The sequence below is a fragment of the Rhizobium sp. AN73 genome (assembly GCF_030757975.1).
Lineage (GTDB): Bacteria > Pseudomonadota > Alphaproteobacteria > Rhizobiales > Rhizobiaceae > Agrobacterium > Agrobacterium arsenijevicii.
In genome coordinates, this window is the sequence record NZ_JARWME010000002.1 from 2436921 (window position 1) to 2452953 (window position 16033).

Annotated in this window: 16 protein-coding genes; 9 read left to right on the plus strand and 7 right to left on the minus strand. The window is 59.2% G+C overall.

Annotation, left to right across the window (positions count from 1 at the left end; translation table 11 throughout):
* Window positions 1–200: 200 nt before the first annotated feature.
* On the minus strand, window positions 201–1529 hold the full coding sequence (locus tag RBH10_RS21960; protein ID WP_281037902.1) for an MFS transporter: 1329 nt from the start codon (window positions 1527–1529) through the stop codon (window positions 201–203).
* A 298-nt stretch (window positions 1530–1827) separates the two neighbouring features.
* Between RBH10_RS21960 and cyoA the strand changes: the two genes are divergently transcribed.
* From cyoA to RBH10_RS22005, 9 genes are all read left to right on the plus strand, one after another.
* Window positions 1828–2907, plus strand: a complete 1080-nt coding sequence (cyoA, locus tag RBH10_RS21965; protein ID WP_306180847.1) for a ubiquinol oxidase subunit II — start codon at window positions 1828–1830, stop codon at window positions 2905–2907.
* Window positions 2908–2979: 72 nt separating this feature from the next.
* The gene (gene cyoB / locus RBH10_RS21970; RefSeq protein ID WP_281037900.1) at window positions 2980–4983 is read left to right on the plus strand and encodes a cytochrome o ubiquinol oxidase subunit I; all 2004 of its coding nucleotides are present in this window, start codon (window positions 2980–2982) and stop codon (window positions 4981–4983) included.
* A gap of 5 nt (window positions 4984–4988) precedes the next feature.
* The gene (cyoC, locus tag RBH10_RS21975) at window positions 4989–5615 is read left to right on the plus strand and encodes a cytochrome o ubiquinol oxidase subunit III (protein ID WP_045015413.1); all 627 of its coding nucleotides are present in this window, start codon (window positions 4989–4991) and stop codon (window positions 5613–5615) included.
* Complete coding sequence (cyoD, locus tag RBH10_RS21980; protein ID WP_003514416.1) at window positions 5615–6010, plus strand: cytochrome o ubiquinol oxidase subunit IV; 396 nt, start codon at window positions 5615–5617, stop codon at window positions 6008–6010. The genes cyoC and cyoD overlap by 1 nt, the downstream gene beginning before the upstream one ends.
* Window positions 6011–6179: 169 nt before the next feature.
* Window positions 6180–6950 (plus strand): SURF1 family protein, encoded by a 771-nt coding sequence (locus RBH10_RS21985; RefSeq protein WP_281037899.1) that lies wholly within the window; start codon window positions 6180–6182, stop codon window positions 6948–6950.
* 112 nt (window positions 6951–7062) lie between these two features.
* Window positions 7063–8283, plus strand: a complete 1221-nt coding sequence (locus RBH10_RS21990; RefSeq protein ID WP_281037898.1) for a phosphopentomutase — start codon at window positions 7063–7065, stop codon at window positions 8281–8283.
* Window positions 8280–9257: an adenosine deaminase gene (locus RBH10_RS21995; RefSeq protein ID WP_281037897.1), complete on the plus strand. Its 978-nt coding sequence runs from the start codon at window positions 8280–8282 to the stop codon at window positions 9255–9257. Before RBH10_RS21990 ends, RBH10_RS21995 begins: the two co-directional genes overlap by 4 nt.
* Window positions 9258–9353: 96 nt before the next feature.
* On the plus strand, window positions 9354–9983 hold the full coding sequence (gene upp, locus RBH10_RS22000; RefSeq protein WP_003493096.1) for a uracil phosphoribosyltransferase: 630 nt from the start codon (window positions 9354–9356) through the stop codon (window positions 9981–9983).
* Window positions 9984–10115: 132 nt separating this feature from the next.
* A complete protein-coding gene (locus tag RBH10_RS22005; RefSeq protein ID WP_281037896.1) occupies window positions 10116–10637 on the plus strand; it encodes a TIGR02281 family clan AA aspartic protease in 522 nt (173 codons plus the stop codon).
* On the opposite strand, the gene deoA is transcribed toward RBH10_RS22005, so the two are convergent.
* Genes deoA through RBH10_RS22035 form a run of 6 tightly spaced genes read right to left on the minus strand, consistent with a single transcriptional unit; the run spans window position 10630 to window position 16030 of the window.
* Entirely contained in the window at window positions 10630–11946 is a 1317-nt protein-coding gene (gene deoA, locus RBH10_RS22010; RefSeq protein WP_281037895.1) for a thymidine phosphorylase, read from the minus strand. The genes RBH10_RS22005 and deoA overlap by 8 nt on opposite strands.
* Window positions 11943–12716, minus strand: coding sequence for a deoxyribose-phosphate aldolase (gene deoC, locus RBH10_RS22015; RefSeq protein WP_281037894.1), 774 nt, complete (start codon window positions 12714–12716; stop codon window positions 11943–11945). Before deoC ends, deoA begins: the two co-directional genes overlap by 4 nt.
* Window positions 12717–12718: 2 nt before the next feature.
* Window positions 12719–13525 (minus strand): purine-nucleoside phosphorylase, encoded by an 807-nt coding sequence (locus tag RBH10_RS22020; protein ID WP_045015420.1) that lies wholly within the window; start codon window positions 13523–13525, stop codon window positions 12719–12721.
* Window positions 13525–13914: a cytidine deaminase gene (locus RBH10_RS22025; RefSeq protein WP_281038140.1), complete on the minus strand. Its 390-nt coding sequence runs from the start codon at window positions 13912–13914 to the stop codon at window positions 13525–13527. The genes RBH10_RS22020 and RBH10_RS22025 overlap by 1 nt, the downstream gene beginning before the upstream one ends.
* Window positions 13915–13948: 34 nt before the next feature.
* Window positions 13949–14920 (minus strand): ABC transporter permease, encoded by a 972-nt coding sequence (locus RBH10_RS22030; RefSeq protein WP_281037893.1) that lies wholly within the window; start codon window positions 14918–14920, stop codon window positions 13949–13951.
* 6 nt (window positions 14921–14926) lie between these two features.
* Window positions 14927–16030, minus strand: coding sequence for an ABC transporter permease (locus RBH10_RS22035; protein ID WP_045015422.1), 1104 nt, complete (start codon window positions 16028–16030; stop codon window positions 14927–14929).
* Window positions 16031–16033: the final 3 nt, after the last annotated feature.

Here is a 16033-nt window from a genome sequence, read left to right on the forward strand (position 1 = left end):
GTCGTTCGCATCGCGTTCCCTGATGGCCGGCATTCCCGGCAGTGAGACACACTGAATTACGTCAGTATTGCTTACATAATATTTCATGATCGACCGAGTCAAGATTAAAATCGGCCTCACGCAATAAAAAAACAAAAACGCCGCGAAATCCGACAGGATTCCGCGGCGCAATGGCTGCGAGGATTGTTAAATTGCCCAGATCACTCCGACGGCATATCCAGTGTGCGGCTGAACCAGAGGGCGACCAGCGTACAGACTGCACCGGACATCAGGTAAATTCCAACCGCAAACAGTCCGAATTTGGACGAAAATCCGAGCGCTACGAGCGGCGCGAAACCGGCGCCGATCAGCCACGAAATATCCGAGGTCAGCGACGCGCCGGTATAGCGGTATTCGCGGCTGAAGCGGGAAGCGAGCGCGCCGCCAGCCTGACCGAAGGACAGGCCAAGCAGCGCAAACCCGATCAACACGAAGAAATAGCGGCCGATATCACCCGAACTCAGAAGAGCCGGTGCCGCGAGGCTGAAAAGACCGATGAGAACCGCCGCGATGGCCAGAAGCTTCCGCCGGCCAATCCTGTCGGCAAGAATGCCTGATACCACGATCATGCCGCCGGCGATGATGGCGCTGACGAATTGGACGAACAGAAAGTCCGAAACCCGCTGGGTGGTATTGAGGGAGACCCAGCTTAGCGGGAAAACCGTGACGAGATGGAAGAGCGCAAAGCTTGCCAGCGGCACGAAAGCGCCCGTTACCACGACCGGAAACTGCGAACGCAGCATCTTGAACATGGGGCGCGGCTCCAGCTCATGCTGTGCCAGCATGGACTGGAATTCCGGCGTGACAATCATGCGCAGGCGGGCAAACAGCGCGAGAACGTTAAGCGCAAGCGCAACGAAGAAGGGGAAACGCCAGCCCCAGGCCAGGAATTCCGCACTGGAAAGCTGCGTCACGAAAACGATGAAGAAGGCGCTGGCGAGACCGAAGCCCATGGCCGCACCGATTTGCGGCATCATGGCGTACCAGCCGCGCTGTTTCGGCGGTGCATTCATGGCGAGCAGCGAAACGAGGCCATCCCATGCGCCGCCAAGGCCGAGACCCTGACCGATGCGGAACACCGCCAGAAGACAGGGAGCGAGCATGCCCACTTCCGCATAGGACGGAAGAAAGCTGATCGCCATCGTGGAACCGCAGAGCGTGAACAGGGCTGCCATCAGCTTGACGACGCGGCCGAACTTTCGGTCGATCTGGAGGAAGATCAGCGAACCGATAGGCCTTGCGATGAAGGCCAGCGAAAATACCGCAAAGGAGTAAAGCGTGGCCGTCAGCGGGTCGGCGAAGGAGAAGAAGACATGCGGAAAAACGAGCGCGGAGGCGATGGCGTAGATGAAAAAGTCGAAAAACTCCGTCATTCTCGCAAGAATGACTGCAATCGTAATGCGATCCGGATCGACCTTGACCGGATCTGTTCCATGTCCGTTCGCTTCCGGCGCCTGCCCAAAAGATGGAGCAGCATCAGTATAACTCATAATATCCCTCCTGCGTCATGGACGAACCATTCCCTGTAACGCGCCGGCTCCTCTTCCTTTGCGTTACGATGCGACGGATTGTCACACGCACCCTACGTAACGTCAATTGAAGTTTGATAAGAAAGGCTTGCCCCGGAAGCTCGCTATGCGATAATGCAGCCGCTTCGCCTTAAAACGCATCTCTGCCAGCCATGGTGCATCGCGAAGGTTTCGCTGCACCGCGACAATATACCTCATTTCAAAAATGATGTTCGGCAATTAATCGCGGCATAATCCAAACTGTACGAGTTCAAAGAACGTGCGCACGATCAAAAAAATCCCATCCGCCCTTCTGGCAATCTCGTCGCTGCTGCTGCTCAGTGGTTGCGACCTCGTTGTCATGAATCCCTCGGGTGACGTTGCCATCCAGCAGCGCGACCTCATCATCACGTCCACGGTTCTGATGCTGCTCATCATCGTCCCGGTCATCGCCCTGACGCTGTTCTTCGCATGGAAGTATCGCAGATCTGGGAAAGCCGAGGATTACGATCCCGAATGGCATCACTCGACGCGCCTTGAAATGGTGATCTGGTCCGCCCCGGTCGCCATCATCCTGATGCTCGGCACGGTGACCTGGATTTCCACCCACCGTCTCGACCCCTATCGCCCGCTGGAGCGTATCGACGAGAACCGTCAGGTTACCGCCGAGACCAAGCCGCTCACGGTCGAAGTGGTGGCGATGGACTGGAAGTGGCTGTTCTTCTATCCCGAACTCGGCATCGGCAGCGTCAATGAATTCGCCGCTCCTGTTGATGTTCCGATCAACTTCAAGATCACCGGCACGACCGCGATGAACTCCTTCTTCGTTCCCGCGCTCGCCGGCCAGATTTATGCCATGGGCGGCATGCAGACCAAGCTGCACGCCGTCATCAACAAGGAAGGCGTTTATGACGGCTTCTCGGCCAACTTCTCCGGCCCCGGCTTCTCGCATATGCGCTTCAAGTTCCACGGCCTTAGCCAACAGGGCTTCGATCAGTGGGTTGCGAAGATTAAGGATGGCGGCAAGGGCTTCGGCCGCCAGGAATATCTCGACTTCGCCAAACCTTCGGAGCGTGAGCCGGTTCAGTATTTCGCCTCCGTCGATCCGCAGCTTTACGACGCTATCCTCAACCGTTGTGTCGAGCCCAACAAGCTCTGCATGCGCGATATGATGCATATCGACGCCAAGGGCGGCGGCGGCAAGGAAGGCATCGACATCGCCAAGGCGCTGAACTCCGTCGTCTGTACGCCGCTTTCACCTTATGGTGTCGCCAGCGGACCCCAATCTACTCCGGCTGCGATCGAAGGGCAGACTTTCGAACCTGCGGCGCTGCCGGAAACGAAACAAGTCGCTGGCTGACGATACGTCCCGGCATTCTGCGGCGCGGCCTGGCTGCGCCGACCTTACGTTCTTGAATCGCAAGAGGCTAAAATGATCGTCAATTCCGATCAAACGTCGTTCCTGTTCGGGAAGCTGACATGGGAGTCCATCCCGCTTCACGAGCCCATTCTTGTCGCGACCTTTGCGGCTGTGGCTCTGGGCGGCATCGCCGTCGTCGGCGCCCTCACCTATTTCCGGCTGTGGGGCTATCTCTGGAAGGAATGGTTCACGAGCATCGATCACAAGAAGATCGGTATCATGTACATCATTCTGGCACTCATCATGCTGCTGCGCGGTTTCGCCGACGCCGTCATGATGCGCGTCCAGCAGGCGATCGCCTCCGGCGGATCGGAAGGTTATCTTCCGCCGCACCATTACGACCAGATTTTCACGGCCCACGGCGTCATCATGATCTTCTTCATGGCCATGCCGATGATCACCGGTCTCATGAACTTCGTCGTGCCGCTGCAGATCGGCGCCCGCGACGTTTCGTTCCCCTTCCTCAACAACTTCTCGTTCTGGATGACCACGGCCGGCGCCATCATCACCATGATCTCGCTGTTCATCGGTGAATATGCGCAGACCGGCTGGCTGGCCTACCCGCCGCTTTCGGGCATTGACGGCAGTCCGGGCGTGGGTGTGGATTATTACATCTGGGGTCTTCAGATCGCCGGTGTGGGAACGACGCTCTCGGGCATCAACCTGATCGTGACCATCATCAAGATGCGCGCGCCTGGCATGACCATGATGCGCCTGCCGATCTTCGTCTGGACATCGCTGTGTTCGAACATCCTGATCGTGGCATCCTTCCCGATCCTGACCGGCACGCTCGCCCTTCTGACCCTTGACCGTTACGTTGGCACCAATTTCTTCACCAACGATCTCGGCGGCAATCCGATGATGTATGTCAACCTCATCTGGATCTGGGGCCATCCCGAAGTTTACATTCTGGTGCTGCCGGCGTTCGGCGTCTTCTCGGAAATCGTCTCGACCTTCTCCAACAAGCGCCTTTTCGGTTATGCCTCGATGGTCTACGCAACGGGCGTCATCACCATCCTCGCCTATATCGTGTGGCTGCACCACTTCTTCACCATGGGTTCCGGCGCAAGCGTCAACGCTTTCTTCGGCATCACCACGATGATCATCTCGATCCCGACGGGTGCGAAGATCTTCAACTGGCTCTTCACCATGTATAAGGGCCGCATCAAGTTCGACGTTCCGATGCTGTGGACGATCGGCTTCATGATCACCTTCGTCATCGGTGGCATGACCGGCGTTCTTCTCGCCGTTCCGCCTGCGGACTTCGTGCTCCACAATTCGCTGTTCCTGATCGCCCACTTCCACAACACCATCATCGGTGGCGTGGTGTTCGGTGTGCTTGCAGGCATCGTCTACTGGTTCCCGAAGGCCTTCGGTTACCGTCTCGATCCGTTCTGGGGCAAGCTGTCCTTCTGGTTCTGGTTCATCGGCTTCTACTTCGCCTTCATGCCGCTCTACATTCTCGGCCTGATGGGCGTGACCCGCCGTATCAGCCAGTTCGAGGACAACTCGCTGCAAATCTGGTTCCTGATCGCAGCCTTCGGCGCCTTCTTGATCGCGCTCGGCATCGCTTCCTTCGTCATCCAGCTCATCGTCAGCTTCTTGAAGCGCGATCAGCTTCGTGACACGACGGGCGACCCCTATCACGGTCGTACGCTGGAATGGTCGACCTCTTCCCCGCCGCCGGCCTACAACTTCGCCTTCACGCCGGTTGTGCATGACGTCGATGCCTGGGCGGATATGAAGAAGCGCGGTTACAGCCGTCCCGAAGAAGGCTTCATCCCGATCCATATGCCGAAGAACACCGGCGCCGGCGTCATCATCAGCGCCATCAGCGTGGTTCTCGGCTTTGCGTTGGTGTGGCACATCTGGTGGCTTGCGGCCCTGTCCATGCTCGCCGTCATCGCGGTCTCAATCGCCCATACCTTCAACTACAACCGCGATTACTACATTCCGGCCTCCGATGTTTCGACAGTGGAGACGGAACGTACGAAGCTGCTTGCGGAACAGGCGTAAAGAATATGGCTCATACACCTGCACAAAGCGCCGCCGGCGCGGAAACACCGGTCTTCTACCTGAAGGAAGATCACCACCCGGAGAACGGCACCTCGCTGGGCTTCTGGCTCTATCTGATGAGCGACTGCCTCATCTTCGCGACGCTGTTTGCCACCTATGCCGTTGTCGGCCGCAACTATGCGGCCGGCCCTTCGGGCGCAGACCTTTTCGATCTCAAGCTCGTGGCGATCAACACCGCCTTCCTGCTTTTCTCCTCCATCACCTATGGCTTCGCCATGCTGGAAATGGAAAAGCAGAAGGTGAAGTCCACGCTGGTGTGGCTCGGAATTACCGGCCTCTTCGGCCTCGCCTTCCTTGCCGTGGAACTTTACGAGTTCCATCACCTGATCGAAGAAGGCGCCGGCCCGCAGCGCTCGGCGTTCCTTTCGGCTTTCTTCGCGCTGGTCGGCACGCACGGTCTGCACGTCACCTTCGGCACCATCTGGCTCGTCACGCTGATGTTCCAGGTCGGAAAACATGGCCTGATTGCCGCGAACAAGCGTCGCCTGATGTGCCTGTCGATGTTCTGGCACTTCCTTGACGTCATCTGGATCGGCGTCTTCTCCTTCGTCTATCTCATGGGAGTTCTTTGATGAGTTCCGAAGCACACGCACACCATGACGCGCATGGCGACGACCATCATCACCATGATGGCGCCAGCCACGGCACGTTCAAAAGCTACATGATCGGCTTCGTCCTGTCGGTTATCCTGACGGCGATCCCCTTCTGGCTGGTCATGGGCGACGTTCTTGAAAACAAGACTTTGCTGGTCATCGCGATCATGGGTCTCGGCGTCATCCAGATCTTCGTGCACATGATCTACTTCCTGCATATGGACACCAAGTCGGAAGGCGGCTGGACCTTCATGGCGCTGATCTTCACCGTCGTGGTGCTCCTGATCACGCTCTCCGGTTCGCTGTGGGTCATGTACAACATGAACAAGAACATGATGCCGCTGCACATCGAGGATGTGAAAAACCTGCCCTGAGCAGCAATGATCAACGGCCTGCCGGGTCTCCGGCGGGCCGCCCTCTGCGCCAACACATAACCCCATGAATCGTGGCGCGATTTATGGGGTTATTTGCTGGAAGACCCGGAGACCGACGGCAGATAGCGCTGCCGCAGTATGCCGCATGGCCTTGCAAGGACTGTGAACCATGACCGATCTGCCGAAAACCGCCCCGCATAACCGGCGTATTCACCCCGCCGCAATCGTCGTCCTGCTTCTGACCATTGTCCTGACGGGCTTCCTGCTGGCGCTCGGAACGTGGCAGGTCCAACGTCTTTCCTGGAAGCTCGATCTAATCGAGCGCGTGGAGGCCCGCGCCCATGCCGCACCTGTCGATGCACCGGCTGCCAGTGAATGGCCGGCTCTTACCGATTCCGCAGACTATGAATATCGCCGCGTGAAACTGTCCGGCACCTTCCTCAACGATAAGGAGGTCCAGGTCTATACGGTCAGCGATCTCGGCCCCGGCTATTGGGTGATGACCCCACTGAGACGCGACGACGGTTCAAGCATCATCGTCAATCGCGGCTTCGTGCCTTCCGACAAGCGCGATCCATCGTCGCGCCAGGAAGGCGATCTGGCGGGACCCGTCGAGATCGTCGGGTTGATGCGCGCGCCGGAAACTGGCGGACTGTTCCTTCGAACCAACGATCCGGCAAATGGCCGCTGGTATTCCCGCAACATCCCCCAGATATCGCAGGCATCCGGCCTTTCCAACGTGGCGCCGTTTTACGTCGATACCGATGCGACGCCCAATCCGGGCGGGCTGCCGGTCGGCGGCAAGACCATGCTCACCTTCCCCAACAACCACCTGTCCTATGCCATTACATGGTATATTCTGGCGGCCATGGTGGTTGCGGCAGGCTGGTATGTCCTGCGCAATCTCAACGCCCCGAAATCGAAACGGGACGCGGAGTGAACAGCGGTTTTACCGGATGGTTCATAAAATCACTTCCTTCTTCACGTTTTGCTGATCTATAACGACAGTTCGGCCTGACATTGCCCGTCGGCGCATTTTGTTTCGGTGAGTTATGGCAAGAGCATTTCTTCTCGTTCTGGATTCTTTCGGCGTCGGTGGTGCACCTGACGCGGAGCATTATGGCGACCTTGGTGCGAATACGCTCGGCCATATCGCCGAATTCTGCGCAGCTGGTGCTGCCGACAGGCCGGGCCTCCGGGCGGGTCCACTAAAGCTACCGAACATGTCTTCGCTCGGTCTCCTGGAAATCGCACGACAATCAAGCGGCGACATTCCCGCTGGCATGGAACGGCCCGAACGTATTTTTGGCCTGCACGGCTCCGCCAGCGAAATCTCCAAGGGCAAGGACACGCCCTCCGGTCATTGGGAGATCGCCGGCACGCCGGTGACCTTCGACTGGGGATATTTCCCGACGGAGGGCGACGCCTTTTCGCCGGAACTGGTGGAGGCCATCTGCAAGGAAGCCAGTATTCCGGGTATCCTCGGTAATAGCCATGCTTCCGGCACCGAAATCATCACGCAGTTCGGCGAAGAGCATATCAGGAGCGGCAAGCCGATCTGTTACACCTCTTCTGATTCCGTGTTCCAGATCGCCGCGCATGAACAACATTTCGGCCTCGCGCGGCTCATTGCGCTCTGCGAGACGGTGCGCACGCTGCTCGATCCGCTCAATATCGGACGCGTCATCGCCCGCCCCTTCATCGGCGAGACGGTCGCTAGTTTTGAGCGCACCGGCAATCGTCGCGACTTTTCCGTGCCGCCGCCCGAACCGACGTTGCTCGACCGCCTTGTCGAAGCTGGCCGGAAAGTGCATGCGATCGGCAAGATCGGCGATATCTATGCCCATCAGGGTGTTTCTCGCGTCATCAAGGCAAACGGCAACAGCGCCTTGATGGATGCAACGCTGCAAGCCATCGATGAGGCCGAAAACGGCGATCTCGTCTTCACCAATTTCGTTGATTTCGACATGCTTTTTGGCCACCGTCGCGACGTTGCCGGTTATGCGGCGGCCCTTGAGGCCTTCGATGCCCGCATCCCCGAAATCCATCGCAAGATGGCGCCGGGCGACATCGCCATTCTTACCGCCGATCACGGTTGCGACCCCACATGGCGGGGCACGGACCATACGCGGGAAAGGGTTCCGATCATGGCATTCGGGCCGGGCATCCGTTCCCGCGATGTCGGCATTCGTTCAAGCTACGCCGATATCGGCGAAAGCATCGCCCACCATCTAGGCATCGAGGCCGGTTCACACGGCAGGAGCTTCATTTGACATCCCATTTGCTGAAAGCGGAAATTCACTGCCACCTTGAAGGGGCGGCACCGCCCGCGCTTGTCGCAAGACAGGCGGAGAAATACGGCATAGACACCAGCGGCTTTCTGCGCGACGGCCAATATGTCTGGTCGGATTTTGCGCAATTCATCCAGTGCTACGATGCGGTGGCGCAGGTGTTCAAGACGGACGAGGACTATGCGGTTCTGACGGAAACCTATCTGGCCGAACTTGCGCAGGCCAATACGATCTACAGCGAACTGATCATCTCGCCCGACCACGGCGACCGCATCGGGCTTGGTGCTGACGCCTATCTCGCCGGTATCGCCGAGGGCATCCGGATCGCCAAAGAAAAGACCGGCATCGAAACCCGCATCATCGTCACCGGTGAGCGGCATTTCGGTCCTGAACGGGTAATCGCAGCGGCGGAATATGCGGCGCGTGCGCGGCACCCGCTGGTGACCGGCTTCAATATGGCAGGCGAGGAGCGTATGGGCCGCGTCGCCGATTATGCGCGCGCCTTCGATATCGCCCGCGATACGGGTCTTGGGCTGACCATCCATGCGGGCGAGGTTTGCGGCCCTGAAAGCGTTGCCGATGCGCTCGATCTCGTCAAACCGGCCCGTATCGGGCATGGCGTGCGGGCCATCGAAGATGCCGATCTCATCGCCCGGCTGGTCGAGGCGGGAACGGTTCTGGAGGTCTGCCCCGGATCGAATATCGCACTCGACGTTTATCCCGATTTCGCCAGCCATCCGCTCAAGGCGTTGCGCGACGCCGGGGTGCGCGTCTGCATCAGTTCCGACGATCCGCCATTCTTCTTCACCTCGCTTGCACGGGAATATGCGCTGGCCGCGGACGAGTTCGGCTTCAGCGATACCGAGATCAACCGCATGACCCGAACCGCGCTGGAATGCGCCTTCGTGGACGAGGAAACGCGCAACCGGCTGCTTGCAAAACTCGATTGTGCGTGACGTCGCGGTTCGCGGGGTAAAACCGCGAAGAAGGCTTGCGAAAAGCGTACTTTCGGTGAATTACAGGGGCACAAGATAAAAAGGAAGGCCAGTTTCATGGACGGCGTCACAGTCATCGAACATCCGCTGGTGCGGCACAAACTTACCATCATGCGCAAGAAGGAAACCTCGACGGCCGGCTTCCGCCGCCTGCTCAGGGAAATCTCGACGCTGCTCTGCTATGAAGTGACGCGCGACCTTGAAATGACGATGGAAACCATCGATACGCCGCTCGAAACCATCGAGGCTCCGGTGCTTGAGGGCAAGAAGCTGGTTTTCGCCTCCATCCTGCGCGCCGGCAACGGCTTGCTGGAAGGCATGCTGGAACTCGTGCCTTCGGCGCGTGTTGCCCATATCGGTGTGTATCGCGATCACGATACGCTGGAGGCCGTCGAATATTACTTCAAGGCTCCTGAAAGTCTCGATGCGCGCCTTATCATCGTTGTCGATCCAATGCTGGCGACCGGCAATTCCTCGATTGCCGCCGTGGAAAAGCTGAAGGAACGTGGTGCGAAGAACATCCGCTTCCTTTGTCTGCTGGCCGCACCCGAGGGCATCAAGAATTTCCGTGAAGCGCATCCCGATGTGCCGATCTACACCGCAGCAATCGACAAGCAGCTGAACGAAAAGGGTTACATCGTTCCCGGCCTCGGCGATGCGGGCGACCGTATGTACGGTACCAAATAAGACCGTTCATCATTGCTTAACCGTTTGAGCCATTCGCCGCACCCAACGCGGCGAATGGCTTTTTCTTTTAAGATTTCAGCATGTTTTGCGTCTATCCTGCGCGGATAACTCTGCATTTTCGGGAGCGATGACTTGCTGACGCGCATGATTTTTCTGCTAATCGGCCTTTCGGTCAGCGCCACGCAAATTCCGGCGTTGGTGGAAAAGTTTCAGCCGCGCCCGGAAGGCACGGTCGAAAAATCCGGAGCCAAACCTGAAGCCACCAGACCGGAACCCGTTTCGCTGGGCAGCGTCAATTTGAAAGCAGACGCACGCGGCCACTTCAACGCCGCCTTCCGCGTCAACGGCAAATCTTTCGACGGGCTTGTCGATACCGGCGCCTCCATGGTCGCCATCAACGAGACGATCGCCCGACGGCTCGGTTTCGGCGTCAACAGTCTCGATTTCAAATATCCGATCTCGACCGCCAACGGCCAGGCCATGGCGGCCTATGTGAAGCTCGACCGCGTGGAAATCGGCACGATCCGCGTTCAGAATGTCGACGCCATGGTGCTCAAAGACAATGCGTTGAGCAACATGCTGATCGGCATGAGCTTCCTGAAACAACTGTCGTCATTCAAGGTATCGAGCGGCGAAATGCGGCTGGTCAGGTGATCCGCTCAAGAATGGGCGCACTGATCTCTGGAACGGAGTCAGTAATCCCGTAGCAGGCCGCAATCCGTTTGACGGCACGCTCCGCTTCTTCCTTCGAAGCCGCATGAACGATGGCAACAGGTTCGCCCTTTTCCACTTTTGTGCCGAGCGGCAGGATGTCGGAGATACCGACCGCGGGGTCAACGGTATCCGACGGCTTTCTTCTGCCGCCGCCAAGCTCCACAACCACCATACCGAGATCGCGCGTCGCGCAGGATGAGAGCCAGCCGCTGTGCGGAGCCGGAACAGGGAGAATGACCGGAGCGGACGGCAGGTAATGGGACGGGCGCTCAACGAAATCCGAAGGCCCGCCGAGTGCTGAAGCCATCCGCGCAAAGACTTCCATGGCCCGGCCGGAGGAAAGAGCGGCCATCGCCTGCGCCTCGCCTTCATCCAGCGTAGTCGCGCTTCCGGCCTGCACCAGCATTTCCGCAGCGAAGGCGAGTACGACCCGTTCGAGACGGGTTCCCGCCTTGCGACCGGCCAGAAAATCCAGGCAATTGACGATTTCGACCGCATTGCCCGCGGCATCGCCAAGCGGCTGGTTCATGTCGGTTATCAGGGCCGTCGTCGGCAGGCCCGCACCATTCGCCACATCGACCAGCGCGCGGGCCAGATTGCGGGCATCCTCCACGCTCTGCATGAAAGCGCCGTTGCCGACCTTCACATCCAGAACCAGCGTCTGCAGCCCGGCTGCAAGCTTCTTCGACAGGATGGAGGCGGTGATCAGCGGTATGGAATCCACCGTCGCGGTCACATCACGAATAGCATAGAGGCGTTTGTCGGCGGGGGCGAGATCGCCCGTCTGGCCGATGATGGCGCAGCCGACCGTCTTCACCGTCCGGCGAAACAGGGTTTCGTCCGGCATCACATTATAACCGGGGATCGCTTCCAGCTTGTCGAGTGTACCCCCTGTGTGGCCAAGGCCCCTGCCGGAAATCATCGGCACGGCGAGACCGCAGGCGGCAACGATCGGGGCGAGCATCAGGGAGACATTATCGCCGACACCGCCGGTCGAGTGCTTGTCGGCCACCGGCCTGCCGATATCGCTCCAGGACAGAACATCGCCGCTGTCACGCATGGCAAGCGTCAGCGCCACCATCTCGTCCCGGTTCATGCCGCGGAAAAACACCGCCATGGCAAAAGCGGCGGCTTGCCCTTCCGATATGCCGTCTTTCGAAAGTGCCTCTATGAAAGCGGCAATCTCCTGCGGCGTGAGAGACAGGCCATCGCGTTTGCGGCGGATGATTTCCTGCGGGATCAAGCTCAATACCCGCTGGCGGTTTTGGCTGGCTCACCGCCAGCCAGCACGTTCAGTACATCATCGAGAACACCCGAAGCGCCGAAACGGAAGGTGGACGGCATGGCCCAGTTGGGCGCCATGATGGTTTCCGCCAGCCGCAGATAAAGCGTAGCATCTTCCACCGTGCCGATACCGCCGGCGGGCTTGAAGCCGACCTTTTGCCTGCTGTCGCGGATCGCCTGCAGCATGATGTCGGCGGCCTCCAGCGTTGAGTTGACGGCGACCTTGCCGGTCGAGGTCTTGATGAAATCGGCCCCTTCGGCAATGGCGAGTTCGGAGGCGCGACGAATAAGCGCCTTGTCCTTCAGTTCACCGGTTTCAAGAATGACCTTGAGAAGCACGGGCGCGATGCCGACCTTGCGCACGGCGGCTACCATGTCGGAAACCGACTTTTCATCACCAGCTATGAATTTGCGATAGGGAATGACCAGATCGATTTCGTCGGCACCGTCGCGGATCGCCGCTTCGGTTTCCGCAACGACGGTCGCAATGTCCAGATCGCCCGACGGAAAGTTCACGACCGTGGCGATACGGATCGCATGGTCTTTTCCGAAAGCTGCCCGCGCCTGCGCCACGAAACGCGGCCAGATGCAGATTGCGGCCGTATTCCCGTATTCGGTATGCGCTCGCTGGCAGAGGGCAGCAATCTGCTCAGGTGTGCAGTCTTCGTTGAGATTGGTCAGGTCAAGCAAGGACAGTGTCAGGGCAGCCGCTTCGCGCGGACGCTGGAGTTCCATGGTCACGCTCCTCCTGCAATCATTTCTTTCAAGATGGCGGCAAGCCTCTTGCCACCCACCGGAGCCATGTCCTTGGTTTCTTCATGACTCAGCTCCGCGCCGGTCATGCCGGCGCCGTAGTTGGTAATAACCGATGCGGCGGCAACACGCATCCCGAAAAAGCGGGCGAGGATGACTTCCGGCACGGTGGACATGCCAACGGCGTCCGCGCCGAGGACCCGCGCCATGCGGATTTCCGCCGGCGTTTCGAAGCTCGGGCCGGAAAACCACATGTAGACGCCACCGAACAAAGGCACAGTCGCGCGGATGGCGGCATTGCGCATCGCAAGCATGAGGTCCGGATCGTAAGCCGTGGTCATGCCGACGAAGCGGCTGTCGCTCTCCTCGCCGATCAGCGGGTTCATGCCGGAATAGTTGATGTGATCGGTGATCTGCATGACCGAGCCGGGCGGTATGTCCTGCCTGACCGAGCCTGCCGAATTGGTGAGGATGAGCGATTGCACGCCGAGACCGGCAAGCGCCTTGATGACCGCGCGCATGGCAGCCGGATCGCCCTTTTCGTAATAATGCACCCGGCCGGAAAGCATCATGACAGGCTCGCCACCGAGATAACCCGCCACCAACTCGCCCGCATGGCCGGAAACCCCGCTTGCGGGAAAACCGGGAAGTTCGGCATAGGGCACGCGGATCGCATCGCTAACCTCTTCCACCAGCGACCCTAGGCCTGAGCCCAGAACGATGGCGATGCGCGGCATCAGGCCGTTCAGGCGTTCCACCAGAATATCGATCAACGTATCCGGATCCGGCATCAGGGTAGCTCTGTCTTGAAGCTGAAGGGCAAAAGCTCATCCATGGTCATGACCTTCTGAACGCCGGTTTCGTCGCAGAGATAGACTTTCGTATCCGGCGTCGCGAATTCGGCGATCTTCTGTCGGCAGCCGCCACAGGGCGGGCAGAGAGCCAGCTTTTCCGCGATGACGGCGATTTCGCTTATCTTTTTTGCCCCACCCATGATCATGGCGCTGATTGCGGAAGGTTCGGCACACCAGCCTTGAGGGAAGGAGAGGTTCTCGATATTGGCGCCTTTGTAGATCTTTCCGTCTTCAGCGCGGATCGCCGCACCTACCGGAAATTTCGAATAGGGCGCATGGGCAAATGCCATGGCCTCCACCGCTGCCTCGAACAACTGATGGGACATCGGGTTGGGGGACTGGGGGTCACGAGACATGGATTTAACGCTCCTTCGCATAGGCAACGCCACCGGCCTTGGGGGGCTTGGCGACGCCGATGAAACCGGCAAGCAGGATGCAGGTCAGAATATAGGGCATGGCCTGGAAAATCTGCACCGGCACTTCGCCGATTCCAGGCACGGATTTGCCCTGCATGAAGTTGGCAAAAGCGTCCAGAAAACCGAACAGCAGGCAGGCGAACATGACCGGCACTGGCTTCCATTTCGCGAAGATCAGCGCCGCCAGCGCGATATAGCCCTTGCCCGCCGACATGTTGGCGATGAAGGCCGCCGATTGCGCAACGGCGAGATAGGCGCCGGAGAAACCGCAGAGGAAACCGGCGACGATGACGGCGCGGAAGCGCATCCATGTCACCGAAATGCCCGCCGTATCGACCGCGCCCGGATTTTCACCGACGGCGCGCAGGCGCAGGCCAAACCGGGTACGGTAAAGCACCCACCAGGACAGCGGCACCGCCAGAAAGGCGAGATAGGTGAGGATATTGTTGCCCGAGATAACATTGGCGTAGAGCGGGCCGATGAAAGGCACTTCGCGCATCGCATCTGCGCCCGGCAGGATGATCGGTGCAAAACGGCCCTCGCCCGGCAATTGCGGCGTGCGGCCACCCTGCCCGAACCAGGCCTGCCCCAGAACCACCGTCAGACCGGCGGCGATGAAGTTGAGCGCCACACCAGAGACGATCTGGTTGCCGCGATTGGTAATGACGGCAAAACCATGGATCAGCGAGAACAGGATGGATACGGCAATGCCGGCCAGCAGACCGGCCCAGGGGTTTGCGGTTAAATAGGCGACACAGGCGGAAGCAAACGCTGCCGCCAGCATCTTGCCCTCAAGACCGATATCGAACACACCAGCGCGTTCGGAAAACAGCCCGGCAAGTGCCGTGAACAGAAGCGGGATGGTGAGGCGGACGGTCGAGCCAAGAATGCTGACCATCATATCGAAAAAATCCATATCAGCTCACCCCTTTGCCAAACGCTGGTAGATATTCACGATCGCCGGCCGGTACATATATTCGAGCGCGCCGGCGAACAGGATCACCAGACCCTGGATCACCACGATCATCTCCCGGGTAATATTGGGCATTTCGAAAGAGAGGTCCGCACCGCCCTGATAGAGGATGCCGAACAGCAATGCCGAGAAGATGATGCCGAGCGGGTGACTTCGCCCCATCAGCGATACGGCGATGCCGACGAAACCCGCACCACCGACGAATTCCACCTGCAGGCGGGCGGAAGCGCCCATGACCGGGTTCAGCGCCATCATGCCCGCCAGACCACCGGAAATGAGCATGGCGATGATGACGGTGCGGGCATAGGGAATGCCCGCATAAACGGCGGCGGAAGGGCTGATGCCAAGCGTGCGCATCTCATAACCGAGCTTGGTGCGCCAGATCAGCACCCAGACGAGGAAACACATGACCAGCGCGATGAGGAAGGACACGTTAAACGGCGCCGGCCCGAGCTTCAGGCCGAACATAGCCATCAGCCAGTCGAGCTTCGGCAATTGGCCACCCGGCAAAAATGTGCGCGTTTCCGGCGCCATTTTGCCCGGCACAATCAGCACGTTCACCAGCAGATAGACCATCAGCGCCGCGGCGATGAAGTTGAACATGATGGTGGTGATGACAACGTGGCTGCCGCGTTTTGCCTGCAGCCATGCCGGAATAAACGCCCAGGCTGCGCCAAAAACCGCAGCACCGATAACGGCAAAGGGCATCGTCACATACCAGGGCACGTAACGGTCGAGCGCGAGCGCCACCAGCGCCGCACCCAGACCGCCAACATAGGCCTGGCCTTCTGAGCCGATGTTGAACAGGCCGGCATGGAAAGCCACGGCGACGGAGAGACCCGTGAAGATGAAGCTCGTCGTGTAAAACAGCGTAAAGCCGATGGCGTCGCCACGGCCAAGCGCACCTTCGATCAGCAGGCGAAGAGCCGCCAGCGGGTTTTCACCGATCGACCAGACAACGAGGCCGGAAATCAGAAATGCGGTGACGACGTTCAGCAGCGGCAAGAGGCCGTAGCTGATCCAGTTTGGTAGGGGTACGGAAGCGGTACTCATTCA

Bases quoted from the DNA above. Each gene is read 5' to 3' on its own strand.
- RBH10_RS21960 (WP_281037902.1), bottom strand. From the start codon at position 1,529: ATGAGTTATACTGATGCTGCTCCATCTTTTGGGCAGGCGCCGGAAGCG.
- cyoB (WP_281037900.1), top strand. From the start codon at position 2,980: ATGATCGTCAATTCCGATCAAACGTCGTTCCTGTTCGGGAAGCTGACA.
- cyoC (WP_045015413.1), top strand. From the start codon at position 4,989: ATGGCTCATACACCTGCACAAAGCGCCGCCGGCGCGGAAACACCGGTC.
- cyoD (WP_003514416.1), top strand. From the start codon at position 5,615: ATGAGTTCCGAAGCACACGCACACCATGACGCGCATGGCGACGACCAT.
- RBH10_RS21985 (WP_281037899.1), top strand. From the start codon at position 6,180: ATGACCGATCTGCCGAAAACCGCCCCGCATAACCGGCGTATTCACCCC.
- RBH10_RS21990 (WP_281037898.1), top strand. From the start codon at position 7,063: ATGGCAAGAGCATTTCTTCTCGTTCTGGATTCTTTCGGCGTCGGTGGT.
- upp (WP_003493096.1), top strand. From the start codon at position 9,354: ATGGACGGCGTCACAGTCATCGAACATCCGCTGGTGCGGCACAAACTT.
- deoC (WP_281037894.1), bottom strand. From the start codon at position 12,716: ATGGAACTCCAGCGTCCGCGCGAAGCGGCTGCCCTGACACTGTCCTTG.
- RBH10_RS22020 (WP_045015420.1), bottom strand. From the start codon at position 13,525: ATGCCGGATCCGGATACGTTGATCGATATTCTGGTGGAACGCCTGAAC.
- RBH10_RS22025 (WP_281038140.1), bottom strand. From the start codon at position 13,914: ATGTCCCATCAGTTGTTCGAGGCAGCGGTGGAGGCCATGGCATTTGCC.
- RBH10_RS22030 (WP_281037893.1), bottom strand. From the start codon at position 14,920: ATGGATTTTTTCGATATGATGGTCAGCATTCTTGGCTCGACCGTCCGC.
- RBH10_RS22035 (WP_045015422.1), bottom strand. From the start codon at position 16,030: ATGAGTACCGCTTCCGTACCCCTACCAAACTGGATCAGCTACGGCCTC.